Origin of the sequence: Fontivita pretiosa (assembly GCF_050410795.1) — a bacterium.
GTDB classification, from domain to species: Bacteria; Planctomycetota; Phycisphaerae; order Tepidisphaerales; family Tepidisphaeraceae; genus Fontivita; species Fontivita pretiosa.
Window position 1 is genome coordinate 5,424,666 of the sequence record NZ_CP191258.1, and the last position, 26,060, is coordinate 5,450,725.

Below are 26,060 nucleotides of genomic sequence, written 5' to 3' on the forward strand. Positions count from 1 at the left end.
AGGCGACGCCTGTGGCACCCTGTCAGTTGATTTGAGATGAGTGAGACGAGCAAAAGCATTTTCCTGGCCGGCGGAGGAACCGGGGGACACCTGTACCCCGGTATCGCGGTGGCCGAGGCACTGCGTGAGGTGGCCCCGGAGCTTAAGCCGATCTTCCTGTGCACGCAACGTGAGATCGACCGCACGATCCTCTCGTCCACGGGCTTTGAATTCATCGCGCAGCCAATCGTGCCACCGACGCGAACGGTCGGCGGATTGCTGAAGTTCTGGAAGAGCTGGCGGGAAACCAAGGATCTGGTGAAGACCGCCTTTGCAGAACACAAACCATTGGCAATTCTAGGGTTAGGTGGATATGCGGCCGGCGTCGCCGTCAAGTACGCCGCCACCCGCGGCTTGCCGGCGGTCATCCTCAATCCCGATGTGGTTCCGGGCAGAGCCAATCAGTACCTGCTGCGCAGCGTACAGGCGATGTGCTGCCAGTTCGAGGCGACAAAGCATTATGTGCCGGTGGCGCAGCAGTCAAAGCTGCGCATAACTGGATGCCCCATCCGCCGCGACATCATCCATCTTCCTCCCCGTGAACAGGCGCTGGCGCGGCTGGGACTGGCACGGCGGGTGATGACCCTGGTCATCACCGGCGCCTCGCAAGGTGCCCTGACCGTCAACCAGGCGTTCCTCGGCTGCGTCGCATCGCTGAACCTTCAAGGTTGGCAGATCCTGCACCTGGCCGGCAAGGAGCACGCCGAGAGCGTGCGACGTGAGTATCGCGAGCTGGGGATCGAGGCGGCGGTGATCGACTTCACACCGGCCATGGCGGACGTGTGGGCAGTGGCAGACCTGGCGATCAGCCGCGCCGGCGCCAGCACCTGCGCCGAGCTCACCGCCTGCGGCGTGCCTTCGATCCTCATGCCCTACCCCTATCACAAGGACCAGCAGCAGAAGCTGAACGCGCGGGTGCTGGCCGAGGCGGGCGCGGCGGTGCTGCTGGAGGACCAGAAGGATCGCAAAAAGAATGCTGAGCGTCTGGGGCCGATCCTTCAGTCGCTTCTGTATGATGCCCCCAGGCGCGCCTTGATGTCGCAGGCGGCGCGGGCACTGGGAAAGCCGAACGCGGCCGCGGCCGTCGCGGCAGTAATCATGGAGATGATCCGGCAAAGCCGATGATTCGAGGGACAAACTGAACAGGCGAACAGGTGTCAAGGTAAACGAGTAACAGCACAATCCGTTTTGTTCACCTTGTCGCGTGGTCACCTGGTCATCTGGTCATTCAATCGCGATTCGCTCTGGTCGTGAATTGACTGCACTGTGCGAGGCTGTACCATGCCCGCAGTTGACCAACCTTCAGCAGGGAACCCGAAGCGAATGGACTCGCTGAACTCAACGAACACGACCGCAGACCTCAAGCCTCAACCCGCCGCCGGCACACGTCGCAGTCGCTTCGCCGGTAAACGGGTCCACTTCATCGGCATCGGCGGTTCGGGGATGAGCGGGCTGGCACGCATGCTGCTGGACAACGGGGCGATCGTCAGCGGATCCGAACCCCGGCCAAATGCCATCACGTTCGAGCTGGCGCGGCGAGGAGCCAGGATTTCGCGTGATCAGCTCGGCGAGTTGTTGTCGCGGCAGGTCGATCTGGTGGTCCGATCCGCCGCCATCAGAGACGACAACCCCGAATACCAGGCCGCCAAGGCTTTTGGAATCCGCACCATCAAGTACGCGCAACTGCTGGGGGAAGTGATGGCGGAGCGGTTTGGGATCGCGGTGGCCGGTACCCACGGAAAATCGACCACGACGGCGATGATCGCGCACGCGTTGCTGTCGTGCGGTGGCGACCCGAGTTTCGTGGTCGGCGGGACGGTGCCGCAACTGGGCGGGGGCAGCCGGTCCGGCGGCGGAGACTTCTTTGTCGCCGAGGCCTGCGAATACGACCGCAGCTTCCATAACCTTCGCCCGCAGCTCGCGATCATCACCAACATCGAAGAAGACCACCTGGACTGCTACAAGAATATCGACGAGATCGTCGAGTCATTCCGGCAGTTCGCCAGGCTGGTCCCAGACCATGGACTGATCATCGCCGGCGGAAAGGACCCGCGGGTGATCAAAGCTTTGGCGGGGCTGACCGTTCCGATCGAGCTGTGCGCTCTGGAGGACGGTTTCAGTTGGAGCACCCGCTGCACGGGCGTCGAGCAGGGCTGCTGTCGCGGGCAGGTGCTGCATAAGGGACAGCTCGTCGCCACGCTGCAACTTTCGGTGGCCGGTGAGCATAATCTGATGAATGCGACGATGGCGGTGGCGGCGTGCAATGCGTGCGGGATAGACCCGCAGAAGGCCGCCGACGCGATTGGCACGTTTGTCGGTGTGGATCGTCGGATGACGCAGGTCGGGAAATTCAACGGCGCGATCGTCGTCGATGATTATGGACATCATCCGACCGAGATTCGCGCCACGCTCAAGGCGATCCGGGAGAAATACCAGCCGCGACGGCTGATTTGCGTCTTTCAGCCGCACCAGCACAGCCGCACGCGGTTTTTGCTGGAGGACTTTGCCGCGAGCTTCGCGCAGGCGGATGAGACGATCGTGCCGGACATCTACTTTGTGCGCGACAGTGAATCGGAAAAGCAGCGGGTCAGTGCTGAAGATCTGGTGGCCAGGATCAACCGCAACGGCCAGCGCGCCCGCCACTTGCCGCAGTTCACGCAGATTCTGGACTATCTTCGGGAGGAAGCGGAAGAAGGAGATGTGATCGTGACCATGGGGGCTGGGAATGTCTGGGAGATTGGCAGAGACCTGATTGGATAAAGGCATCCGCCCATGGCGAATCAAGGGCATGGATTCGGCATGGCGTGCTGGGGAGTTGGTGTTGACCGATGTCCACTGTTCGTCTGGCGAACAACCTCAACCCCTTCGTCGGTCTGGATGAGATCGTGACGGAGAACGAGCCGCTGGCGCCGCACACGTGGTACAAGATCGGCGGCCCGGCGCGCTGGTACATTCGCCCGCGGAGCCTGGAAGAGCTTCAGGAGGCCGCCAGGCGCTGCGTCGAGAACGAAGTGCCGATTTACGTTCTGGGGCTGGGGGCGAATCTGCTGGTCAGCGATCGCGGCGTCGATGGGGCCGTGTTTCGTCTGGATCAGGAATACTGGCGGCGCGTCCGCTACGAGAACAACCTTGTGGAAGTGGGCGCCGGTGTGGACATGCAGAAGCTGGTGCTGCGCACCTGCCGGCAGGGGCTTGCCGGGATCGAATGCCTGGCCGGAATCCCCGGAACGATCGGCGGGGGCGTGCGGATGAACGCCGGCGGAAAGTTCGGCGATATCGGCGCGGTCGTCGCCAGGGTCACCGTCATGGACTCCGAGGGCACCGTCTTCGAGAGGACCAAGGATGATCTGGTTTTCGAGTATCGCAGCACCAACATCGCCGCCCCATTCATCCTCGGCGCAACCCTGGAGCTGGAGCCGGATGACCCCGAGCGGATCATGCGCCGAACCAAGGAAATCTGGATGTACAAACGCAACAGCCAGCCGCTGAACACCAAAAACGCCGGCTGCATCTTCAAAAACCCCCGGGGACTGAGCGCCGGAGCGCTGATCGACCAGGCGGGGCTGAAGGGGCTGCGCGTCGGCGGCGCCGAAGTCAGCACCAAGCACGCCAATTTCATCATCGCCCACCCGGGCTGCACCGCCGATGACGTGCTGCGGCTGATCAAAATCATTCGTGAGAAGGTGTACGAACGCAATCAGATCGAGCTGGAGTCGGAAGTTCAGATCTGGCCGTGAAAGTGATGGCAAGGTGACAGGGTGATCGGGTGACAAGCTGACAACCGGAAGTTGCGTGACAAGGCACATGGTGGTTGTCACCAGTCGGTCGCGTCACCGGGTCCTGCGTTGAAAGGAGTCAACGGGCAATGAAAGTTACGGTGTTATTCGGCGGGCCCAGTGCGGAAAGGGAAGTCAGCCTGGTGAGCGGCCGGGCGGTCATCGAGGGGTTGAAGTCCGCAGGCCACGAGGTGTTTCCAAGCGACATTTCTCCGACGGACCTGAGCGCGTTGGCGCGCCCGACGGACGTGGTGTTTCCGGTGCTGCATGGCGCCTTCGGCGAAAGCGGCGAGCTTCAGGAGATCCTTGAAGAACGCGGGCTGGCGTTCGTGGGCAGCGGCTCGGCGGCGTCGCGCGCCGGCATGAACAAGGACCACGCCAAGCGGCTGTGGGCACGCGCCGGGATCCCGACGGCGGCGCATGAGCTGGTCGCTGCCCCGGCGGATGTGAGCGAGTCCGTCGATCGCATCGGCGTGCCCTGCGTCATCAAGCCGATCGACAGCGGCAGCAGCATCGACGTGTTCATCTGCAAGACGCGCGACGACGCTACGCAGCGCTGCCACGAAGTTCTGGACCGTCACGGCGCCGTCATGGTCGAAAAGTTCATTCGCGGCGTGGAGATCACGGTCGGAATCCTGGAGGAAAAACCGCTCAGCCCGATCCGCATCACCACCTCGCGCGAGTTTTTCGATTACCAGGCCAAGTATGTCGGCAATGACGCGCAGCACCATTTCGACCTGAACCTGCCAGTGGCGGTGGTCAGTCAGCTCCAGGAAATCGCCCGACGGGCGCACGAGACGCTGGGCTGTCGCGATCTGTCGCGGGTGGACCTGATCGTGGACCAGCAGATGCGACCGTACGTGCTGGAGATCAACACGATGCCGGGCTTCACCCCCAAAAGCCTGCTGCCGGAGATGGCGGCGCACGACGGAATCCCGTTTTCGCGGCTGGTGGACAGGCTGGTGTGCCGGGCGTATGCGCGCGGCAGCGGGCGGATCATTCGCCAGGCGGTCTGAGGTCCCACCACGATTTCGATACGACCTCCCGCTGCGCCCGGGCAGGGAAGCGGTCTTACCCCATCCCGACTCAGGTCGCAGCGGGTGGAAACGAGCAGCGGCTCAGCTTGGCGGCAACGCGGCGCCGGAAGCGGCGCCGAGGCTCCGCTTGCGCTGCCTGGGCTTCTCGGCGGCGGATTCGTCCCGCGCCGTCTGCGTCCCCCGAGCCATCGCAATCACACCCGTGCGCGCAAGCTCCTTGATCCCGTATGGCGTGAGCAGCTCGATCAACGCCTCGATCTTCTGTTCGGTGCCGGCCAACTCCACGATCAGGCTGTTCTTCGCCACGTCCACGATCTTGCCGCGGAAGAGGTTGACGATCTCGATCACTTCGCCGCGCTTTTCCGGACCGACGCCGACGCTGATCAGGGCCAGGTCGCGTTCGATGTAGGCCGTGCCCCCGAAGTCACGGACCTTGACCACCGGCACGAGCTTGGCAAGCTGCTTGCGCACCTGTTCCAGGGTGTTGTCATCGGCATCGACAACGACGGTCATCCGCGACAACTCCGGGTTCTCGGTTCTTCCGACGACCAGAGAATCGATATTGAACCCGCGGGCGGCGAACATCCCCGCCACATTCGCCAGCACACCTGGCTCGTTGATCACCAATGCCGAGATCACGTGACGCATGAAAGCTCCTGAGGCATAATTGCGTGGGTTCAGATTCTAGGCCAAATCTCCGCCCGTACAAGCGCGCGGGGCATGCCGCCGGTACAGGCGGGCAGATGAGAGGATGACTCGAAGGCTGATGCCGCCGCAGCCACCGCCATTTTCGCTGACGATTGTGCTGACGCTGCTGGTGATGCTGGGCGCGTCGATGCTGACGTTCGCGCTGCTGGTTCGGCGCTGGACCACGCAACGTCAGTGGACTTCGCTGGCCGAGTGGGCCAGGCAACGTGGGATGCGGTTCCGCCCGCTCACGAGCCTGCCCTTGCCGCCGGTGCTGGCCGGGCCGCTGGAACAGCATGCGCCACGATTGGCATTGCATCTTGGCGACGAACGGATCACCGTGATGCAGCTTCAAACCGGCGGAACCGGTGATGCCCCCGCCGGCCCCGGCCGCTGGAACCTGCTGCTGCGCAAGGTTCCGCATCGCCGCATAGCCGTCGCCGCACTTCGACCCGCCCAAGCCGCCTCAAGCCTGCTGGATCTGCTGGACCTCAAGCAGTATCCCAGCCTTGCCTTGGGGCATCGGTTCGTCGTTCTCGCGAGCAGCTCCCTGGCGGCGCGTGCTCTGGCCAATTCGGCGTCTCGAACGCTGCTGCCGGCCGACCTGGGACTGCTGGTCTGCGACGAGCATATCCTGATCGACTTTTCATCGCGTCCGTTCGACCCGATCGAGCTGGACCGCATGATCGCGCTGTCGGAACAGTTGGCACTGATGTTGGCATAGGATCAACCGTATGAACGTGACGGCTTTGCTCATCAGCGCGCTGTTCGGCATCCTGCCGCTGCCGGCTTCCCAGCCGATTCCGGTGATCGATGTGCGCGCGTATGGCGCGATTCCCGACGACGGCATCGACGACACGGCGGCGATCCAGGCAGCCATCGACGCGGCGCGAGTCCCCGGCCAGATCATCCAGTTTCCCGCAGGCACGTTTCACATTTCGCGGGCATTGAACCCGCGCGGATTTGCACGCGTTATCAGCGGCATGACCACGCTGCGCTACCAGGCGGATTCTGTCGTCGCCGATCACGCGACAGTGCTGCAAGCGACCGGGCAGGACAACTTCATCTTTCACTTCCGCGGCCAAGACCTGACCATCAGCCGCCTCAGCTTTCATGGGCGCGGCATTTTCTGCGATACCCCCGATGGCTCCATGGTCGAAGGCCTGATAGTGGACAACTGCTGGTTTTACCTGGACGTCAGCGGCGACGAGACGAACGCCATCGTGTTCACCACCGGGCTGCGCGGCAGCCGCATCACCAACTGCGTGTTCAATCCCATCCGTGGCGACAACGGCATCTACGGTTACAACTGGGATGGGTTGACGATCGCGAACAATCACTTTCTCAACGGGAACCAGGCCATTCACGTGATCGCGCACGAGGACGCATCGAGGAACCTGCTGATCGAACAGAACTATCTCGCCGGACTGCGGCGCATGGGCGTGGAGGTTCAGGGCGGCGGAATCAATACGATCGTGCAGGACAACTACTACGAAAAACCTGTCATGACCGAAAAGTTCGAGCAGAACATGTCCACCTTCGCCTACTCCATCATTGCCGACCGGTCCAGGGGAACGCGTGTGCGGCGAAATACCTCGATCGCGCCGGAACGACCCGACGGCACTGGCGTGCGGATCATTTTCGAGCTTGGTGGCCAGGATGTAGTGTGCGAGGACAATTACAGCGTCGCGGGCAACCATGTGGCCATCCTCAACACCAGCCGCAACGGCAAGATCATTAACAACCGTTTCGTCGGGTACCTGATCGGCCCGAGCGCCTATCCGGGACGCGCGGTGGATGCGACGGTGAAAAACAACGGGCCCGACGTTGAATTGAGCTGGGACATCAATCGCGGCAAGCCCGGACCCAACAGGCGCCTTGCGACCACCCGCCGGCGGTAGCGGTCGCAACCGCCCTTCCCACACGGAAAAACGATTGCCCACGTGACAAGCGAACCGGCAGTTGCGAGGATACACCCACCAGGATGTCCAGCATGGTTCAGAGCACAGACGAACGCATTGTCGCGACCTATCGCGTCGAAACCCCCCTGCCGATCGAGCAGGCGGCGGAAGTACTGGCCGGCGAGCAGTCGTCGGGAACTTTCGTCGAAGTCCCCGGTGAGACGGATCAGCTCCGCCAGCGATATCGCGCCAGGGTCGAAACGATTACTCCGCTTCAGAGTGTGTCCGAGCCAAGTTTGCCGGGAAGCAGGACCAAAGCCAGCGCTCGCGCAACTCAGTATCATCGCGCCCAGATCGTCGTCTCCTGGTCGATCGACAACATGGGCTACAACCTGCCCACGCTGGTTTCGACCCTCCAGGGCAATCTCTACGAGCTCAGCCAGTTTTCGGGGCTGAAGCTGATCGATCTGGAACTGCCCCCTTCGTTTGCGAGAGTGTTCCCGGGTCCGCGATTCGGCATCGAGGGAACGCGAAGACTGACGGGTGTGTCTGGCCGGCCGATCATCGGCACGATTGTCAAGCCGAGCATCGGGCTCAGCCCCGAACAGACTGCGCAACTGGTAAAACAGCTCGCCGAAGCGGGGATCGATTTCATCAAGGACGACGAGCTGATGGCCAACCCGCCGCACTCGCCGCTTCAACAACGTGTCGATGCGGTGATGCGCGTGATCAACGATCAGGCGCAGCGAACGGGCAAGAAGGTGATGTACGCCTTCAACATCAGCGACGAGATCGACGCGATGCTGCGGAATTACGATCATGTTCGCCGGGCCGGTGGAACCGCCGTGATGCTCAGCCTCAACAGCGTCGGGCTCAGCGGCGTGAAGAAAGTGTGCGACCAGGGCGCGCTGGCGGTGCACGGACATCGCAACGGCTGGGGCATGCTCACGCGGCATCCCTGGCTGGGCATCGAGTTTCCCGCGTACCAGAAGCTGTGGCGACTGGCCGGGGTCGATCAGATCCACGTCAACGGAATCGCCAACAAGTTCTGGGAAAGCGACGATTCGGTGGTCACGTCGATCCAGTCATGCCTCAAGCCGATGTTCGGAGGATACCGCATCATGCCGGTGATCTCCTCGGGGCAGACGGGGCTTCAGGCGCCGGAGACATTCCGCCGGACGGCAACGGTGGATGTGCTCTATCTGGCCGGGGGCGGGATCATGGCGCATCCGGGCGGCGCGGGCGCTGGCGTGCGTGCGTTGCAGCAGGCCTGGGAAGCGGCAGTCAGGGGCATCAGCATCGACGACTACGCGCGCGATCATGTCGAGCTGAGGCAGCAGTTGGAGAAGTTTGGCAGGATGAATCACAGATGAGCACTGATCAACACGGATGAGCAAAGAGAGCCTGGGGCTGAGCAATCGATCTTCAACTCACAACATCTGTGTGCAGCGGTGTGCATCCGTGGTTCGGAAGTTTGTATGAACGACTTGCTGATCAGTTTCTACGGCGACGATTTCACCGGCTCGACCGATGCGATGGAGTCGCTTGCTCTGGCCGGGCTGCGGACAGTGCTGTTCACCGCGCCTCCGAACCACGCTCAGCTTGCCCGCTACCCGGGATTGCGAGCTTACGGCGTGGCGGGAATGACGCGATCGATGACCCCGGACCAGATGGAAGCGACGCTGCGGCCGGTTTTCGGCGCCATGAAATCGTCCGGCGCGCCGATCGTACATTACAAGGTCTGCTCGACGTTCGACTCGTCGCCGACGGTCGGGAGCATCGGACGGGTGATCGATGTCGGCGCCGAAGTTTTTGGCATGACGTGCGTGCCGGTGCTCGTGGGCGCGCCCTCCCTGGGGAGGTATTGTGTCTTCGGGAATCTGTTTGCACGATGCGGCGCTGAATCCGAGCCTTACCGGCTGGACCGACACCCCTCGATGAGCCGCCATCCGATCACGCCCATGGATGAGGCCGACTTGCGGCTTCACCTGGCGAAGCAGACGCGCCGACGGATCGGGCTGTTCGACGTGCTGAACATCGAGCGCACCGATGCAGTTGAAATGTTCGATCGCGCCCGCAGCGGCGGCAATGAAGTGCTGCTGATCGACGTGCTGTATGAGCGGCAGCTTGCGACGGTGGGATCGCTGATCGAGCGGTTCGACAAGCCGATGTTCGTCGTCGGATCGTCGGGAGTGGAGTCGGCACTGTGCGCGCACTGGCAGCAGTCGGGTCGCATCGACGGGCAGCGGCCATTCGATCCCCCGGGCCACGCCGGGCCGATCGTCGCCGTCTGCGGAAGCTGTTCCCCCGTAACCGCCGGGCAGATTCGACATGCGATCGAGCACGATTTTGTGGAAGTGTCCGATCTGTCGGATCGTGCCCGTGCCGCTGCACAGGCGGCCGCGGCGCTGCGAATCGGGCGCAGCGTGGTGATCCACAGCCGGCAGATCGATCCGGCTATGGCGGTGATGGTGGGACCGACCCTGGGCGGCATCCTGCGTCAGGTGCTGGCCGGCACGAACGTTCGGCGCGTGCTGGTCGCTGGCGGCGACACCTCCGGCCAGGTGGCGCAGGCGCTGGGGATCGAGTCGATGGAGATGATCGCCGAACTGACGCGCGGATCGCCGCTGTGTCGCGTCACCGCCCCCGGCTCGCCCGCCGATGGCATCCAGATCACCTTCAAGGGCGGACAGATCGGAAAACAGAATTTCTTTACCTTCGTCAGAGACGGAAAAGACTGACCACTGAACAGATAGGGGCCACCAGGCATGCCGAAACAGATTGCATTGATTCATACGTCGCCGGCGATGATTCCGGTATTCAAGGCGCTGACGGGCGAGCTGCTGCCCGGCGAGCAGGTCTTCAATATGGTTGATGAAAGCCTGCTTTGCGACATCATCGCCTGCAAAGGGTGCCCGCCGGCGACGGCTCGGCGGCTGGTGGGTCACGTGATCGCGGCGGAGGGCGCGGGTGCGGAGCTGATCCTGGTGACCTGCTCGTCGATGGGTCGGGCGGTCGAGGTGGCGAGGACGCTGGTGTCGGCCAAAGTGCTGCGCGTGGACGAGCCGATGGCCGAGCGCGCCGTCGCCACGGGCAGTCGTATCGGGGTCATCGCGACGCTGCCGTCGACATTGGAGCCGACGGCGGAGCTGATCAGGTCAAAGGCAGCCAGCGCAGGCAAGTCCGTCGAGGTCACATCGGTGGTGGTCGAGGGCGCGTTCGAAGCGGTCATCAGTGGCGACGGCGCGAAACACGATGCCCTGGTTGGCGCGGCCCTGCGCGAGCTGGCCGGGCGGGTGGACGTGATCGTTCTGGCGCAGGCGTCGATGGCAAGGGTGGTCGATTCGCTTGGCCCGCTCGACAGGCCGCTGCCTATCCTGTCCAGTCCGAGGCTGGCGGTCGAGCGACTGGCCGAGCTGGCGCGCCAGGGCTGACGCCTTGGCCCCCGGACTGCTCAACGAGTGGCGGCCGGCGCATCCGCAGCCTCCTGGCGCGTGATCCGGTCTCGCCCGCCAAGGTACGGGCGAAGCGCTTCGGGGATCGTCACCGAGCCGTCGGCGTTCTGATAGTTCTCCAGGATGGGAATCAGGATCCGCGGGCTGGCAATCACCGTGTTGTTCAGGGTGTGACAGTAGCGGGTCTTGCCATCGCTGTCGCGGTAGCGCAGGTTCAGCCGCCTCGCCTGGAACTCGTAAAACCGCGACGCCGAGTGCGTTTCGCTGTAGGCCTTGCGCGACGGCATCCAGGTTTCGATGTCGTATTTGGCGGCCTGCCCCTGGCCCAGGTCTCCCGTGCACACGTACACCACACGATACGGCAGGTTGAGCTTCTGAAGAACGGCCTCGGCGTTTTCCGTAATCGCCTGATGCCAGCGTTTTGATTCCTCGACATCATTGCGGCAGATGATCACCTGCTCGACCTTGTCGAACTGATGGATGCGGTAGATGCCGGCGGTGTCCTTGCCATAGGTGCCGGCCTCGCGTCGAAAGCAGGGGCTGGTGGCCACGTACTTCCGCGGCAGGGTTTTGCCGTCCAGGGTTTCGTTCATGTGATAGGCGGTGAGCGAGACCTCGGCCGTGCCGACGAGATAAACCGGGGGATCCTCGTTGGTGATGGCGTAGGCCTGTTCGCGCCCCAGCGGGAAGTATCCCGTTCCGGTCATGGCCTCTTCGCGCACGAGCACGGGCACGGTCATCGGCACAAAGCCGCGTTCGAGCATCATGTCCTGCGCCAGCCGCAGCACCGCCTGGTGAAGCAGCGTGCCCATGCCGGTCAGGAAATAACTGCGTGAGCCGGCCAGCTTCACGCCCCGCTCGATGTCGATCATCCCCAGCTCGGCCCCGAGCGTCACGTGATCCCGCGGAGCAAATTCAAAGTGCCGCACGTCGCCCCATCGGCGAAGCTCGACGTTTTCGGTTTCATCCTTGCCGACAGGCACATCAGGGTCCGGCGGCTGGGGCATCTGCAACAGCAGCGGCAGAAGCTGAGCCTCGGCTGACTTCCACCGCTCCTCGGCCTCTTTCACCTGAGCCTTCAGCACAGCGACCTTTGCGATGGCCTGTTGTTTCGCGGCCGGATCCTTGAGCTTTCCGATCTGCTTGCTGGCTTCGTTCTGTTCGGCGCGCAACCGCTCGAACTCCTGCTGCGCCGCCAGGCACCGCGCGTCCACGTCCAGCACCGCCGCCACGTCCACGCTCATCCGCTTCAGCTCCACGGCCTTGCGGTACTTGTCGGGATTTTCACGCAGATCCTTCAGGTCGATCATGGCGACGTTTTAACCTAGCCGCCGCAGCGACGAAAGTCCATCCATGACCGCATCGGCGGCTTGCTGGTCCGGTGGGTGTGCCCCGTTTGCCCCGTGTCACGGGCGTCCCGCCCGTGCCCCGCGGCATGGAGTGATGACGAGCCTGGAGTTCGGATTTTTGAATTCGAGTTCACCGCGCACGGCCGGGACGGCCATGCCACAATTGGCTCGTCTGAGCTTTCATCGCACGCACCTGGGAATCTGAGCGAAAAGCGCGGGTGGTCCCAGATGTTTACACTGTTACGGAGGGAGGCTGGCGACGTAATCGTTGAAGAAACGGACGACCCGGGGCATGAACTGTTCCAGCGCCGGATACGCGTGGCGATTCTGCTCGTAGTCCGCGAGCAGCGCTGAAAGCTCGCCCGTCCACGCAAATCCCAACGCCTGCTGCCGCAGGACCTCGGCCACGCCCGCGGCGGTGCCCTCGTTGGCATAACGATATCGCACAACGCAGGCGCGAACGAGCGACTCGGCCAGCACCGTCTGTCCGCTGGCGTACGCCTGCCTGCGCATCAGTCGCTCGTTGCGCTCGAAGAGCGTCTGTCCCGCGGCGCGCATCTCGGGCAGGTACTTCTCGACCAGCGGGTTCACGTACGAGTGATTGAACTCATGCACCACGGTTGGCACGATTTCCGCCGAGAACTGGGGTATCCCCCGCGCGTCGCACGTCCAGGCACCGAGGATGCAGTAAAGCTCCTCGCCACCGCCAACCACTGTACGGACGCCATAGTTCGACGGTCCGTTCAATAGCCCGATCACCAGGTGAAACCTCGCCGCCGGGCGCTCGCCGAAGAACTGGTCGAACCATGCCAGGTTCGCGTGCTCCTCGATCGTCCGCCGCATCCGCGCCGCTGACTGATCGTACAAGTCACGATGCGCGGCGAGAAAATCCTCAAACTTCGACTCGGCCACGAACCGCCGGGCCAGTTGCTGAAACTGGCGCACGTCTTCAGGCCGCCAGCGCTTGTCCACTTGGGCCGGAAGTGGATCCAGCGGCACGACGCCGTCGAGGCTCTGAATGTCCTTCAGGTGAACCGCCAGGCTCATCGGCGCGTCGAACCCGACGCCACGGGAGGATCTCAGGCGGCGGGCCAGACGGACAAGCTCGTGATCCTTGAAGCTGGCGAAATGGGCTTGGACGTCCTTCGCGTAAGCGGGCACGCGCGGCTGCGAGTATTCGGGGTTGCCCGCGAGCTGAAAAATGATGCAGGTCAATTCAACCCGCGGATCGACGGCGATGTCGAGGACGGATCTTCGCGTGGCGGACTGGGTCGGCGCCGTCGATTGTGCCTGCGCCAGTGATGTCAGAAGCACGACCAGAACTGACGCGACACGGATTGCTGTGCGGATCATGACCACCGCCACGCGGCCCTTTGTGCCGCCGCTGAACATGGGACGGGCGAGTTCCGCACACCCGTCAAAAGAGCTGATCGAGGATCTGCGCCATCGGCATCTGGATGCAGGTGAAGATCGGGGTATCCCGAACTGTGTACTTGCTGCTCTCGGTCTCGCGAAGTTCCATCACCAGATCCAGAAAGTCCTTCGGCTCGTCCGTCTCGAAGGCCACCACGAAATCCTGGTCGTCCAAGCCGAAACTGTACGTCGTGTTGAGCTTGACACTGGGGTATTTGTTGCCGACGCGAATGTGCACGTCCATGATCTGCTGACGCCTCTCCAGCGGCAGCAGATACCACTCGCGGCTTTTGACAAACGGATAAACGAACAGGTATTTGCGCCGGCCGGGGATGATGTGCGTGCGACTCTCGGCGGTGTGGAACGGATCGACCTTGTCGATGTAGATGCTCCGTTTGGTCATCGACAGGAAGCTGTATGGCGTGCGCAGATACCCGCCCAGAACCGTCTTGTTGATCGCGCTGCTGTGCGCCTGGAACTCATCGGCGGACAGCGAAATCCGCCACAGAAGAAAGTCGCAGTCGGCCTTCAATCCGACCGTGCTGTAGGACAGGCAGATGAATCCGGGGCGAGGCTGCGCAAACAGCGAAACAAACTGCTCGCGTGCCCGGCGTTTGTGTTCTTCATCCAGCCGGCGAAACTCCGGATCGAGCCTGTAGAACGCGAAGTTGACCACTTGCCGCTGCACCGCCGGCCCCGAGGCGCTGTGCTCTCGGGCGGCGGGCGCGGGAGAATGCGACGTCGATGGAGTTGCTGGCTGGCTGGTGTTCATATCTGTCATTCTTTGTATCCGCTCGCGTTGGTTTAATGAAGATTGTAGCACATCGACATCGGATCATGGACCGCGTGCGGCGGATCATCGCGATCGTACTGTTCCTGCTGCTCGTGCTGACGGGATGCGCGCCGAAGAACCCCCGGGGGCCGCATGTGCTGTTCATCGTGCCCGGCGCCGGAGGCTTCGCCGCCACACAGCCTCATGCGCGGCTGGTGCAGCACGCCTACGACCCGCAGTGGCGCTCTGTTGGCAACGACGGCGGGCACTTCGGCACGCTTCGTACGAAGTTTGCACACCAGGTTCTTCGGCCGCTGCTTGAGTGACCGTTACATCGGCGAGGCGCAGGCGATCATTCTTGGCGAATCCGCGCCCAGTGCGCTGCCGTCGTAATCACCATACAGCTCGCGCAGCTTCATTCCATTTCGCTCCAGCAGGATTCGCAGCTCTCGCGGGAACACGAACGTCAGGTCGAATTCCACCTTCTGATGATGCTGGATTCCGTGTGCGTCGAACCAGCGGTAATGATGCGTGACATGCTGCACCTGCCGTGCCGGATCGCGCCGGACCTGCGTTTCGCGGAAAACCGTGCGATCCAGGGATGCGACGTAGAAAACCGTGGGGGCCAGATGCTCGGAGCTGGGCTGCGCCAGCAGTTCCAGATTTGGCTGAAAGATGTCCAGCCAGAAACGTCCGGTTCGGGGTTTGAGGTGGCGGCGAACCACCTGCAGCAGCCGGTCCTGCTGTTTGAGCGTCGTGAAGTTGAGGAAGGTATTGAACAGGATGCAGATCCAGTCGAAGCGTCGGCGCAGGCTAAGCCGTGTGATGTCGGCGTTGATGAGCTGAAGCTGACGGTCGGTCAGTCCGACGCCGTCCCGTTTTCGGCGTGCGATCTGGAGCATGTCCGGGGCGTAATCGACGCCGACGATGCGATGCCCCGCCTGGGCCAGGGGAATCGCCGCGCGGGCCGTCCCGACGGCCAGCTCCAGGATGCTCTGGCTTTTTCGAGGCAGCCGCCCCAGCAGAAACGGAACATCGCGCTGGAGCATGTCCAGGTTCTCATTTTCGGCGTCGTAGTATTCGGCGATGGCACGATAAGGTTTCATGTTGCATCGAACATTGCGCGACACGTGCCGCTGATTCCTGGCAGACAGCGCCGCTAACCGCCGACCAGAACGCGCTGTCCGTCATAGGCCAGTTGCATATTCGGCGGAAGCGTGCGATTGGTCTGCTCGTGTCCCAGTGCATGCGCGATGTGGGTGAACAGCGTCTGGCGAGCGCCGATGCGCTGGGCGGCCTGGATCGCTTGGGCAAGCGAGAAGTGCGTCGCGTGCGGTTTGTGTTGCAACGCATCCAGCACCAGCACGTCCAGCCCGCGCAGCAGCTCATACGACGATTCGGGGATGAAGCTCACGTCGGTGCAGTAGGCCAGATTGCCCACCCGAAAGCCCAGAATCGGCAGATCGCCGTGCATCAGCGGGATCGGCGTCCAGGTGATGCCTGCGATCTGGAACGGGCCCTGGATCATTCGCCAAAGCAGATGCGGTCGATAGACTTTCAGCTCGGGGGAGGGTTCGGCGAACGCATAGGCGTAGCACTGCTGGAGCACCGCGAACGTTCGTGCGTCGGCCCAGACGTCAAGCGGACCATTTCGCAGCGCGTTGAACCGCCGCACATCGTCCAGACCAAAAATGTGGTCGGCGTGGGCGTGGGTGAAGACGACCGCGTCGATCATGTCGATGCCGTGGGTGATGCACTGGATTCGCAGCTCTGGCGTGGTGTCCACGAGCACTCGATGGCCGTCATAGCTGATCACAACGCTGGGGCGATGGCGTCTGTCTCGCGGATCGCTGCTGGAACAGACCGCGCAGTGGCATCCGATCATCGGCACACCGGCGCTCGTGCCCGTGCCGAGGAAAAGCAGTTCGATCTGGGACATCGCCAAGGGTTATATGGGATTGGATCGGACTTGCACAACAGGATCCGAGCACGGGCGGTCGGCAAAAATGGTTGATCCGCTCACGGCACTGAGGTCTAATGGGACGAATGGGAAGGAAGCTACCCGGATTCAAAGCATCGCGCGTCATATTCCTTGCAGCGACTTCAGTGCTGGCGGCGGATTGGACATTGGGCGTCACGCTCTACGACGGCGCCGCCGGAACCTCGCCGCAGTCGCAGGGGTGGTTGAGCTATTACTCGCTGCCGGGAACCGGCGTGCAGACGGTCGCCGGCGGAAAGACCACGTATGATTCGACGGCGTCGGCGTCGGAGCGAGGCGGATTCTCCAGCCACACCATCCTCGGCACGCTGGTCAACACGGCGTTTCCCACCCTCGACCGCTCGGTCGGGTACACCGTGAGCATCGATCTGAAACTGCTGAGCGAGACACACGCGAGCAATGACCGCGCCGGGTTCAGCATCATCGCAATCTCGTCGGATCTTCAGGGGATCGAGCTGGGATTCTGGACCAACGAAATCTGGGCGCAGTCCGGGCCGAGCTTCACTCACGCCGAGGGCGTCGCCGCCAACACGACCGCGGCGAACACCACGTACGACCTGACGATCCAGGGATCGAACTATTCGCTGCTGGCCAATGGCACGCCGATCCTCAGCGGGCTCCTGCGCAATTACAGCTCCTTCGGCCTGCCGTACAACCTGCCCAGTTACCTTTTCATCGGCGATGACACGGGCAGCGCCGCCGGGGCGTTCGAGTTCTCGCGGCTTGCTGTCGCCGCGGTGCCGGAGCCGACGACATCGTTGTTCGTTGCAGCGGCAGTGTTGCTCGGTGTAACGATCGTCCGGAGGCGGTAGAATCGTTCGGCATGATCGGGGACCGCCGCCACGTCCTGTTCCCGGACGGCTACGTCTGGTTCGTATTCTTCAGCGCGCTGGACATCATGTTGACGTGGGTCGTCCTGCACGTTGGCGGGCGGGAAGCAAACGCGCTGGCAGACCGGATCATCTGGCGCTTCGGCCTGCCCGGGCTGGTGATCTACAAGTTCACGCTGGTGGTTGTGGTGATCCTGATCTGCGAGACCGTCGGCCGGCGGAACCGGGAAACCGCCCGCAAGCTGCTGTCGGTGGGGATCATGCTCACCTGCATGCCAGTGGTGCTGGCGATGGCGCTATTGGCGCTGCACGGGTAGGCGCAATGCCTGCCTCACGCCGCGTCCTGCTGCTCGTCCGGTTCCGGGTCGATCGCCGCCGCAGCAGAGCTGTCAGACACAGCGGGCTTGCTCTGGTTGTTTCCGTTGGCACCGTTGCCGTTCAGGCCCATTTCTTCCAGGAGCTTGGCGGGCACTTCGGCGGTGTTCTTGCACTTGGGGTAGCCGCTGCACCCCAGGAACTTTCCACGTCGGCCGGTCCGGATCACCATCGGCTTGCCACATTCGTCGCAGTCGATATCCGTCGGGATCGGGCCGGTTTTCATCGCCCCGGCCGCGGCGGGGTTTTCGCCGATGATCCTGGCGATGATCTCCTGCGACTTCGCTTCCTCATTTTTCAGCAGTGGGAGCAGGGCCTCGACCTGCTTGAGGTCGTCGCCGGTCAGCTTCTTGACCATCTTCGTCGCCCGGCACTTGGGGAAGCTGGAGCAACCCAGGAACGGACCCCGCTTGCTGTCGCGCAGCAGCATGTCGCTGCCGCACTTCTCGCACTTGACGGTCGTGGGAATGGGCTTGGGCTTGGGCGGCAGCGGATTGCCCTGCTTGTCCAGGTTGATGATCGTCGAGCAGACCGGCTCGCCTTTTTCGTTCTTGATCGAATACCCGGAGCAGCCGAGGAATTCCCCGAATCGCCCGCGGCGCCTGATCATCTCGCGCCCGCACACCGGGCACTTGTGCTCCGACACTTCGCGCACGGTCGGGCGGCCCTGATCGTCCACGGGTTTGGTCGCGCCGCATCCAGCACGATTCGTGCACGCAAGGAAGAAAACGTTCCTGTTGATGCGGTAGACCATCGGACTGCCGCACTTGTCGCATTTGTACGGCGATTCGGTCCCGCCGGCGTGCTCCAGCTTCTCCATCGCCGCCTTCACGTCCTTGCGGAAAGGCCCGTAGAAATCGCGCAGCAGCTTGATCCAGTCCAGGTGCTGTTCCTCGATCTTGTCCAGGTCGGTCTCCATGTCCGCCGTGAACTTCACATCCATGATCTGCGGAAAGCCCTGCATCAGCTTGTCGGTCACGATGCTGCCCAGCAGCGTGGCGTAGAAGCGGCGATCCTTCTGCACCACGTACCGCCGGTCCTGAATCGTCTGGATGATGCTGGCGTAGGTGCTGGGCCGTCCAATCCCCAATCGCTCCAGCTCCTTGACCAGCGAGGCCTCGGTAAACCGCGGCGGCGGCTGGGTGAAGTGCTGCGTCGGTGTGATCTCTATCGGATGGACGCTCGCGCCTTCGGCCAGCTCCGGCAGCAGTTGATCCTCGCTGCTGACACCGCTGACCCGCATGAAGCCATCGAACACCAGTTTTCGTCCGGTGGCGCGGAAGACCGCTTCGCCCTGCTGTGTCGCCGCCACGATCGTCAGCGTGGTCTGGTCAAACTCCGCCGGCGGCATCTGGCAGGCGACGAACCGGTTCCAGATGAGCTGATACAGCTTGTACTCATCCTGCCCGAGCTTGGCGTGGGCGTCGTGCGGGGTGAAGTTGACATCGGTCGGGCGGATGGCCTCGTGGGCTTCCTGCGCCGCCTTGTTGCTCGAGGCGTAGTAGTTGGGCTTCTGGGGCAGGTAGCGATCGCCGAACGTCCGCCCGATGTACTCTCGCACCATGTTCAGCGCCTCGGGCGAGAGGTTGGTCGAGTCGGTCCGCATGTAGGTGATGTACCCGGCCTCGTACAGCGACTGCGCCAGACGCATGGTTCGCTGGGCGCCAAACCCCAGTCGGCTGGCGGCGCCCTGCTGAAGCGTGCTGGTGATGAACGGCGCCGGCGGACGGCTGGTCGTACGCTTCCGCTCGATACCGCGAATCGTAAACGGCGGACACTGGCCGAGCCGGCCCGTGTAGCTGGTGAGGAACCTGGCCGGACCCTTGCCTTCCGGGTCTTCGGTGGTGTTCTCGTTTTCCACGACGAAGCCGAGCAACTCCGCGGCGCGACGCGCATCGGCCTTGTTGTTCGGCTCGAATTTCCTGCCGCCCAGCTCGATCAGCTCGGCATAAAAGGCGCTGTGTTCGGCCAGCCAGCGGTCGCGCTCCTGGCGCGTTCGCTCTCCGTTGCCGGTATTGGTAAGAAAATCGATCCACTGCCGCGACAGTTCGGCGCAGCTTGTCTGCCCGGCGGCGGCGAAAATGGCGCCGATCTTCCAGTACTCGGCCGGGATGAACTTCTCGATCTCCCGTTCGCGCTCGACGATCAGCCGCACCGCCACGCTCTGCACACGCCCGGCGCTCAGCCCGCGCGCCACCTTCCGCCACAACAGCGGCGAAATCTCGTATCCCACAATCCGGTCCAGGATACGCCGCGCCTGCTGCGCGTTGACCTTATCGATGTTGATCTTGTTGGGACTGCGAAACGCCTTTTGAATCTCGCTCTTGGTGATCGCATTGAAGATGACGCGCTTCACCCGCTCATCCGGAATGCCAAGGGCTTCTTTCAGGTGCCAGGCGATGGCTTCGCCTTCGCGATCCAGGTCGGTCGCCAGGTAGACCTCGTTGGCATCACCGGCCAGCTTCTTCAGTTCGGTCACGACCTTGCGGCGGTTCTGGAGAATCTCGTACTGCGGCTCGAAGGTCTTCAGGTTCACGCCCATTCCCTTGGCCGGCAGGTCGCGCACGTGCCCCATCGACGCCTTCACGATGTAGCCGTCGCCCAAATACTTGTTGATCGTGCGCGCCTTGGCCGGCGACTCGACGATCACCAGGTTTTTGCCGCTCTTTTTAGCCATCCTTTTCCAAGTCTGTGACCAAACACACGTTGCCCAGGCGTTCCGTCGGTCGTATCGACTGCCGAACCCCAAGCCTTGATGATTCTGACGCGAATCTGCGCGGGAATCTCCAGACCCCCGAGGCCGCAAGGGGCGAGGAAGTTTGGGCAATTATCGGCCCCAAGTCAAGCCCGCCAGTTGACAATCAGCAGAATCCAGTAACAACCCTTACGAATCTGGCCCCAAGTCGGTTCGATCCTCGCTTCATGCCCCGTACTTACATAAGCCCTTATTTTACAGATTTTAATGGTATCTCATCCAGCATGAAAAAGCCCACGGACCAACGTCCGTGGGCTTTGGTGCCCGCAATTGTTGGCAACCGCAGCTCACCCCACCGGCTGCGACGGGGTTGGCTCGTTGGCGACCGATGGCATGGGCAACGTCGCCCGAACCGCCGACGGAGCCACACGCGGCTCGGCCTCTTCGGCCGGTGGCGGCTCGGCCAGGTGCTTGATCCGAAGGTTCAGGTGCGGGTTGAACGCCGTGCCTGCCGGGATCAGGTGACCCAGGATCACGTTCTCCTTCAGCCCCAGCAGGTGATCCACCGCCCCCGCCAGAGCCGCCTCGGTCAGCACCTTGGTCGTCTCCTGGAACGACGCGGCGCTGATGAAGCTCTCGGACTGCAAGCTGGCCTTGGTGATACCCAGCAGCAGCGTCTTGGCGCGGGCGGGTTTGGGCTTCTTGCCCTTGGCCGGCTCCTTGCCGGCGGCTTCGGCGGCCTCATTTGCCTCCTTGAACTCCTGCTTGGGCACGATCTCGTTTTCCTTGAAGTTGGTGCCGCCCGGATCCACCACCTTCACGCTCTGCATCAACGCGTCGTTCCCGGCCCGGAACTTGAACTTGTCCACGACCTCGCCGGGCAGGAACTTGCTGTCGCCCGGATCCTCCACCTTCACCTTCCGCAGCATCTGGTTGAGGATGATCTCGATGTGCTTGTCGTTGATCTTCACGCCCTGCGAACGGTAGACGTTCTGCACTTCCGTCAGCAGGTACTGATACAACGCCTCCTCACCGTTGATGCGGAGGATGTCGTGGGGGATGCGCGGCCCGCGGATCAATGGGTCGCCGGCTTCCACGAAGTCCCCGGTGTGGACCTGAAGCTCCTTGTCCTGCGGGACATGGTGTTCTCGCTCCATTCCGGTTTCGCTGCGGACGATGATCGTCATCTTTCCGCGGCGCTTGTCGGAACGGATCTCGACCGTGCCGGAGATTTCCGCCAGCACTGCCGGGTCCTTGGGCTTGCGGGCCTCGAAGATCTCGGTGACGCGCGGCAGGCCGCCGGTGATGTCCTGCGTGCCGGCGGTCTCGCGCGGCTGGCGGGCGATCATCTGCCCGGCAACGACGCGTTGCCCATTCTCGACCTCAATGCGCGCCTTGGCCGGCAGGTAGTGGAAGTCCAGGATCTTGCCTTCGGCATCGACGATGGTAATCCGCGGGTGGCGCTCGCCCTTGTGCTCGATGACCACGAGCTTGCCGCCCTTCTCGGTGCCGCGACGCTCTTCCTCGACACGAACGGTTTCGCCTTCCTCGATGTCCTCGTACTGCACCACGCCGGACTTTTCCGCAAGGATCGGCGTGATGTGCGGGTCCCAGACCACAAGCTGCTGCCGTGGCTTGACCTTCTCGCCGTCGGGCACCAGCACCGTAGCGCCGTAGGGAACCTTGTAGCGTTCCAGTTCGCGCCCCTTGGCGTCCTCGATGACGATCTCGCCGTTGCGCTTCAGGGCGACCAGGCGTTTGGTGCCGTCGGGGTCCTTGACCTCCACAGCATTGACATCATGGTGGCGGACGATGCCGGCATTGACCGCCTTGATGTCGTTCTCGATCAGGGCTCCGGTGGCCACGCCGCCGGTGTGGAACGTCCGCATCGTAAGCTGCGTGCCGGGCTCGCCGATCGACTGCGCCGCGATGATGCCGACGGCCAGGCCTTCCTCGACGAGCTGGTTGGTGCTCATGTCCACGCCGTAGCAGCGGGCACAGATCCCGCGCGGGCTCTCGCAGGTCAGCGGCGAGCGGACGCGGATGCTCTCGAGCTTCAATTCCTTGATCTGGTCGGCGATCTCGTTGGTGATGATCTGGTTTTCCTCGACAATCACCTCATCCGTGATCGGGTTGCGGATCGTGTCGCGCGCCGTCCGCCCGACGATCAGGTCCTTCAGCTCGACCTCGACCGTCTCGCCCTTGTAGATCGTGCTCTTGGTCACGCCGTTGACCGTGCCGCAGTCGATCATGTTGATGATCACGTTCTGCGCCACGTCGGCCAGCTTGCGCGTGAGGTACCCGGAGTCGGCGGTCTTCAGCGCCGTATCGGCCAGACCCTTGCGGGCACCGTGCGTGGAGCTGAAGTACTCCAGCACACTCAGGCCTTCGCGGAAGTTGGACTTGATCGGGGTTTCGATGATTTCCCCGGAGGGCTTGGCCATCAGGCCGCGCATCCCGCCGAGCTGGCGAATCTGGTCCACGTTGCCGCGCGCGCCGGAGACGGCCATCATCGCGATCGGGTTCAGATAACGCTGCGCTCCGGGCGTGCCCTTGGGCACAGGCCGGCCCTCGGCGTCGCGCCAGTCGTCCTGGATCGTCGCCATCAGGTCTTCGGTCACCTGCTTGCGGGCGTGGCCCCACACGTCGATGAGCTGGCTGTAACGCTCCTGAGCCGTGATGGCGCCGATCTTGTAGTTCCGCTCGATCTTGTCCGCCTTCTTCTGGCCTTCCTCCAGGATCGCGGCCTTGGAATCCGGCGAGCGGATGTCGGTGATGCCGAAGCTCAGCCCGGCCAGCGTGCTTCGCTTGAAGCCCAGCGCCTTCATCTCGTCCAGCAGGTCGATCGTCGCCGGACGACCAAGCTTGGCATAGGTGTCGGCGATCACGCGCGACGCGCCCTTGGCCGTCAACGCGTAGTTGTAGAACGGCATCTCCCTGGGCAGGATGTCATTGAAGATGCACCGGCCAACGGTGGTGAGGATCACCTTGCCGTTATAGCCTTCGGGCATCGGGCGGATCTGATAGTTCGGGTTCAGCCGCTTGCGGTGCTCTTCAGCCTGTTTCCAGGAGATCTGCTCGATCGGCACTTCCCCGCTCTTGTCGTCCGGGACCACGTGCGTGCGGTCATCCAGCCGCACGAAGATACGCGCGTGCATGGCGATGTCGCCCAGCTCGTAGGCCATCATCGCCTCGGCCGGCGAGCCGAACAGCTTGAACTCGCCCTTGTCGTTCTCACGCTCAGACGTGATGTAGAACGTGCCCAGCACGATGTCCTGCGAGGGGGTGATGATCGGGCTGCCGTTGGCCGGCGAGAAAATGTTGTTCGGCGCCAGCATCAGCACGTGCGCCTCCGCCAGCGCTTCGATCGACAGCGGCAGGTGCACGGCCATCTGGTCGCCGTCGAAGTCGGCATTGAACCCCTTGCACACCAGCGGGTGGATCTTGATCGCGTTGCCCTCGACCAGCACCGGCTCGAACGCCTGGATACCCATGCGGTGCAGCGTCGGGGCGCGGTTCAGCAGCACGGGGTGCTGGTAGATCACCTCTTCGAGGATGTCCCACACCTCCGGGTCGCGACGCTCCAGCATCTTCTTGGCCGACTTGATCGTGTCCGCCAGCCCATGCTCCTTGAGCTTGCGGATGATGAACGGCTGATACAGTTCCAGCGCGATCTTCTTGGGCAGGCCGCACTGGTGCAGCTTCAGCTCCGGTCCGACGACGATGACCGATCGGGCCGAGTAGTCCACTCGCTTGCCCAGCAGGTTCTCGCGGAAGCGTCCCTGCTTGCCCTTGATCATGTCCGTCAGGCTCTTCAGCGGCCGGTTGCTGGAGCCGAGCACCGGCCGACGGCAGCGCCCGTTGTCGAACAGTGCATCCACCGCCTGCTGGAGCATCCGCTTCTCGTTGCGGATGATCACTTCCGGCGCGTTCAGGTCAACCAGCTTTTTCAGCCGGTTGTTGCGGTTGATGATGCGGCGATACAGGTCATTCAGGTCGGACGTGGCGAAGTTGCCGCTCTCCAGCAGCACCAGCGGGCGCAGGTCCGGCGGGATCACCGGGATCACGTCCATGACCATCCACTCGGCCTTGTTCTCCGAGTTCCGCAGCGCTTCGATCATCTTCAGCCGCTTGGTCAGGTCCTTGATCTTCTGCTTGGAGTTGGTCTTCTCGATCTCGGCGCGGACCTTCAGCGCTTCGGCGTTCAGATCAAGCTGGCTCAGCAGCTTCTTGATCGCCTCGGCCCCCATCTCCGCCTCGAACTCCTCGCCGTACTTGTCGTACGCCTGGCGGTATTCCTCCTCGGTCAGAAGCTGTTTGCGTTTCAGCGGCGTCTTGCCGGGGTCGGTGACCACGTAGTCCTGGAAGTAGATGATCTTTTCCAGGTCGCTGGTCTTCATGTCCAGCAGCGCCCCCAGCCGGCTGGGCAGCGCCTTGAAGAACCAGATGTGCACGATGGGCGCGGCCAGGTTGATGTGCCCCATGCGCTTTCGCCGCACGCGGCTGTGGGTCACCTTCACGCCGCAGCGATCGCAGATGATTCCCTTGTATTTGGTCCCCTTGTATTTGCCGCAGGAGCACTCCCAGTCGCGCTCCGGGCCGAAGATTCGCTCGCAGAACAGCCCGTCCTTCTCCGCACGGTAGGTGCGGTAGTTGATCGTCTCGGGCTTTTTCACCTCGCCGAACGACCAGGAACGGATATCGTTCGGGCTGGCGAGCTGAATGCGAACCGAACCGTAGTCGTTAATGCGATCGTAAACGGTTTCAGCCATTGTTTGTCTCTCTTTCGATCCCGTCCAAAACCAGCTACTCGCTTGTTTCAATCAACGCCGCACCGGCCGAACGCATTCGGCGCCTAATCCACGATCCCATCGGTTGCGGTCTTCCACCGCAGCAAAATGTGGGTCGGAGCTGTCACCAAACTGCGCCCGCCGAATATCCGCGAACCCGGCCTGCCTCAACTCTCGCTCCAACGAGGGAAAATCCCACAGCCAGCGGTGTTGGGCATTGCCGATCCATTCGCGCAGGTAGCCGATGAATCCGCGCGGACGGTTTTCCTGTCCGAAACATGAATCCTTCATGAACTTCATCGATGCATCCGGGTCGCCGTAGCGGGCGAGGTATTCGCTCGCCAGCACATGCAGGTCGGGCATGACCAGGCGGAAGATTCCGCCGGGCTTGAGGATCCGCAGCGTGTTGCGCAGCGCGACGCGAAAATCGCTGAGCGCCAGATGCTCCAGCACGTGCGAGCAATACACTCCCGCACATGATTGATCCGCCACCGGCAAGCCTTTGCGGATGTCTCCGTAACGAGCGGACGGCGGAAAAATCGGCCCGAGCTTTCCGCCCACCAGTGTTCGCAGCACCGGCACGCGCTGCGTCCGCAGGGTCGGGCTGGCGTCGAAATTCAGCCAGCCCTCCGGCGAGGACAAGCCGCAACCGTATTGGACGTAGAGTCCATCCGTCCCAGCCTGCGCGCTCTTGGGAACCGAGGTTGTCAACGTCGATACCGACATTCAATCCTGCATCCCGCATTACCGACGCCGATGCTTTGCTACGCTCTCTTCCGCGATTGCGATTTGCGTCCGCGCCTCAACGCGGCGGGCGACAAAAACGCTGTGCACCGCCGATCGCCCAACGCCTGCGGATCCTCGTTCGTGTATCAATCACCGCCGTTCATTACGATCTGAAACGGCACAAATGGCTCGCGATTCTCCAGACCGCGAATGGCC

Annotated in this window: 21 protein-coding genes; 12 read left to right on the top strand and 9 right to left on the bottom strand. The window is 62.8% G+C overall.

What is annotated here, in order from left to right:
• The first annotated feature begins 36 nt into the window (after positions 1-36).
• The 4 genes from ACQS5P_RS21980 (at position 37) to ACQS5P_RS21995 (ending at position 4,831) form a co-directional block, all read left to right on the top strand.
• The gene (locus ACQS5P_RS21980; protein WP_428938761.1) at positions 37-1,164 is read left to right on the top strand and encodes a UDP-N-acetylglucosamine--N-acetylmuramyl-(pentapeptide) pyrophosphoryl-undecaprenol N-acetylglucosamine transferase; all 1,128 of its coding nucleotides are present in this window, start codon (positions 37-39) and stop codon (positions 1,162-1,164) included.
• Positions 1,165-1,320: 156 nt separating this feature from the next.
• Positions 1,321-2,799, top strand: coding sequence for a UDP-N-acetylmuramate--L-alanine ligase (gene murC / locus ACQS5P_RS21985; protein WP_428938762.1), 1,479 nt, complete (start codon positions 1,321-1,323; stop codon positions 2,797-2,799).
• A gap of 68 nt (positions 2,800-2,867) precedes the next feature.
• A complete protein-coding gene (murB, locus tag ACQS5P_RS21990; protein ID WP_428938763.1) occupies positions 2,868-3,776 on the top strand; it encodes a UDP-N-acetylmuramate dehydrogenase in 909 nt (302 codons plus the stop codon).
• A gap of 128 nt (positions 3,777-3,904) precedes the next feature.
• On the top strand, positions 3,905-4,831 hold the full coding sequence (locus ACQS5P_RS21995; RefSeq protein ID WP_428938764.1) for a D-alanine--D-alanine ligase family protein: 927 nt from the start codon (positions 3,905-3,907) through the stop codon (positions 4,829-4,831).
• A 102-nt stretch (positions 4,832-4,933) separates the two neighbouring features.
• Here ACQS5P_RS21995 and ilvN read toward each other — a convergent pair whose 3' ends face one another.
• Positions 4,934-5,500 (bottom strand): acetolactate synthase small subunit, encoded by a 567-nt coding sequence (gene ilvN / locus ACQS5P_RS22000; protein WP_428938765.1) that lies wholly within the window; start codon positions 5,498-5,500, stop codon positions 4,934-4,936.
• Positions 5,501-5,603: 103 nt separating this feature from the next.
• Between ilvN and ACQS5P_RS22005 the strand changes: the two genes are divergently transcribed.
• The 5 genes from ACQS5P_RS22005 (at position 5,604) to ACQS5P_RS22025 (ending at position 10,874) form a co-directional block, all read left to right on the top strand.
• Positions 5,604-6,263 (top strand): hypothetical protein, encoded by a 660-nt coding sequence (locus ACQS5P_RS22005; protein WP_428938766.1) that lies wholly within the window; start codon positions 5,604-5,606, stop codon positions 6,261-6,263.
• 10 nt (positions 6,264-6,273) lie between these two features.
• Positions 6,274-7,440 (top strand): glycosyl hydrolase family 28-related protein, encoded by a 1,167-nt coding sequence (locus ACQS5P_RS22010; protein WP_428938767.1) that lies wholly within the window; start codon positions 6,274-6,276, stop codon positions 7,438-7,440.
• 92 nt (positions 7,441-7,532) lie between these two features.
• Positions 7,533-8,813 carry a ribulose-bisphosphate carboxylase large subunit family protein gene (locus ACQS5P_RS22015; RefSeq protein ID WP_428938768.1) on the top strand — a complete coding sequence of 427 codons (1,281 nt, stop codon included), beginning with the start codon at positions 7,533-7,535 and terminating at the stop codon, positions 8,811-8,813.
• A gap of 105 nt (positions 8,814-8,918) precedes the next feature.
• Positions 8,919-10,181, top strand: a complete 1,263-nt coding sequence (locus ACQS5P_RS22020; RefSeq protein ID WP_428938769.1) for a four-carbon acid sugar kinase family protein — start codon at positions 8,919-8,921, stop codon at positions 10,179-10,181.
• Positions 10,182-10,208: 27 nt separating this feature from the next.
• Positions 10,209-10,874, top strand: a complete 666-nt coding sequence (locus ACQS5P_RS22025) for an aspartate/glutamate racemase family protein (RefSeq protein WP_428938770.1) — start codon at positions 10,209-10,211, stop codon at positions 10,872-10,874.
• A gap of 20 nt (positions 10,875-10,894) precedes the next feature.
• Here ACQS5P_RS22025 and serS read toward each other — a convergent pair whose 3' ends face one another.
• From serS to ACQS5P_RS22040, 3 genes are all read right to left on the bottom strand, one after another.
• The gene (gene serS / locus ACQS5P_RS22030) at positions 10,895-12,205 is read right to left on the bottom strand and encodes a serine--tRNA ligase (RefSeq protein ID WP_428938771.1); all 1,311 of its coding nucleotides are present in this window, start codon (positions 12,203-12,205) and stop codon (positions 10,895-10,897) included.
• A gap of 279 nt (positions 12,206-12,484) precedes the next feature.
• Positions 12,485-13,597, bottom strand: a complete 1,113-nt coding sequence (locus ACQS5P_RS22035) for a DUF4932 domain-containing protein (protein ID WP_428938772.1) — start codon at positions 13,595-13,597, stop codon at positions 12,485-12,487.
• Positions 13,598-13,661: 64 nt separating this feature from the next.
• Positions 13,662-14,429, bottom strand: a complete 768-nt coding sequence (locus tag ACQS5P_RS22040; RefSeq protein WP_428938773.1) for a chlorite dismutase family protein — start codon at positions 14,427-14,429, stop codon at positions 13,662-13,664.
• Between the two features lie 65 nt (positions 14,430-14,494).
• Here ACQS5P_RS22040 and ACQS5P_RS22045 point away from each other — a divergent pair, with 65 nt between their 5' ends.
• Positions 14,495-14,755, top strand: a complete 261-nt coding sequence (locus ACQS5P_RS22045) for a hypothetical protein (RefSeq protein ID WP_428938774.1) — start codon at positions 14,495-14,497, stop codon at positions 14,753-14,755.
• A 3-nt stretch (positions 14,756-14,758) separates the two neighbouring features.
• Here the strand turns inward: ACQS5P_RS22045 and ACQS5P_RS22050 are convergent, their stop codons facing one another.
• Both ACQS5P_RS22050 and ACQS5P_RS22055 read right to left on the bottom strand, forming a co-directional pair.
• Positions 14,759-15,535 carry a class I SAM-dependent methyltransferase gene (locus ACQS5P_RS22050; RefSeq protein WP_428938775.1) on the bottom strand — a complete coding sequence of 259 codons (777 nt, stop codon included), beginning with the start codon at positions 15,533-15,535 and terminating at the stop codon, positions 14,759-14,761.
• 53 nt (positions 15,536-15,588) lie between these two features.
• Positions 15,589-16,368 carry an MBL fold metallo-hydrolase gene (locus ACQS5P_RS22055; protein ID WP_428938776.1) on the bottom strand — a complete coding sequence of 260 codons (780 nt, stop codon included), beginning with the start codon at positions 16,366-16,368 and terminating at the stop codon, positions 15,589-15,591.
• A 107-nt stretch (positions 16,369-16,475) separates the two neighbouring features.
• On the opposite strand from ACQS5P_RS22055, the gene ACQS5P_RS22060 reads away from it, so the two are divergent.
• The gene (locus tag ACQS5P_RS22060; protein ID WP_428938777.1) at positions 16,476-17,240 is read left to right on the top strand and encodes a choice-of-anchor Y domain-containing protein; all 765 of its coding nucleotides are present in this window, start codon (positions 16,476-16,478) and stop codon (positions 17,238-17,240) included.
• 11 nt (positions 17,241-17,251) lie between these two features.
• Positions 17,252-17,575, top strand: coding sequence for a DUF5658 family protein (locus ACQS5P_RS22065; protein WP_428938778.1), 324 nt, complete (start codon positions 17,252-17,254; stop codon positions 17,573-17,575).
• 14 nt (positions 17,576-17,589) lie between these two features.
• Here the strand turns inward: ACQS5P_RS22065 and topA are convergent, their stop codons facing one another.
• The 3 genes from topA to ACQS5P_RS22080 form a co-directional block, all read right to left on the bottom strand.
• Positions 17,590-20,310 carry a type I DNA topoisomerase gene (gene topA / locus ACQS5P_RS22070; RefSeq protein ID WP_428938779.1) on the bottom strand — a complete coding sequence of 907 codons (2,721 nt, stop codon included), beginning with the start codon at positions 20,308-20,310 and terminating at the stop codon, positions 17,590-17,592.
• A gap of 365 nt (positions 20,311-20,675) precedes the next feature.
• Positions 20,676-25,100: a DNA-directed RNA polymerase subunit beta' gene (gene rpoC / locus ACQS5P_RS22075; protein ID WP_428938780.1), complete on the bottom strand. Its 4,425-nt coding sequence runs from the start codon at positions 25,098-25,100 to the stop codon at positions 20,676-20,678.
• Positions 25,101-25,151: 51 nt separating this feature from the next.
• Positions 25,152-25,844 (bottom strand): class I SAM-dependent methyltransferase, encoded by a 693-nt coding sequence (locus ACQS5P_RS22080; RefSeq protein ID WP_428938781.1) that lies wholly within the window; start codon positions 25,842-25,844, stop codon positions 25,152-25,154.
• Positions 25,845-26,060: the final 216 nt, after the last annotated feature.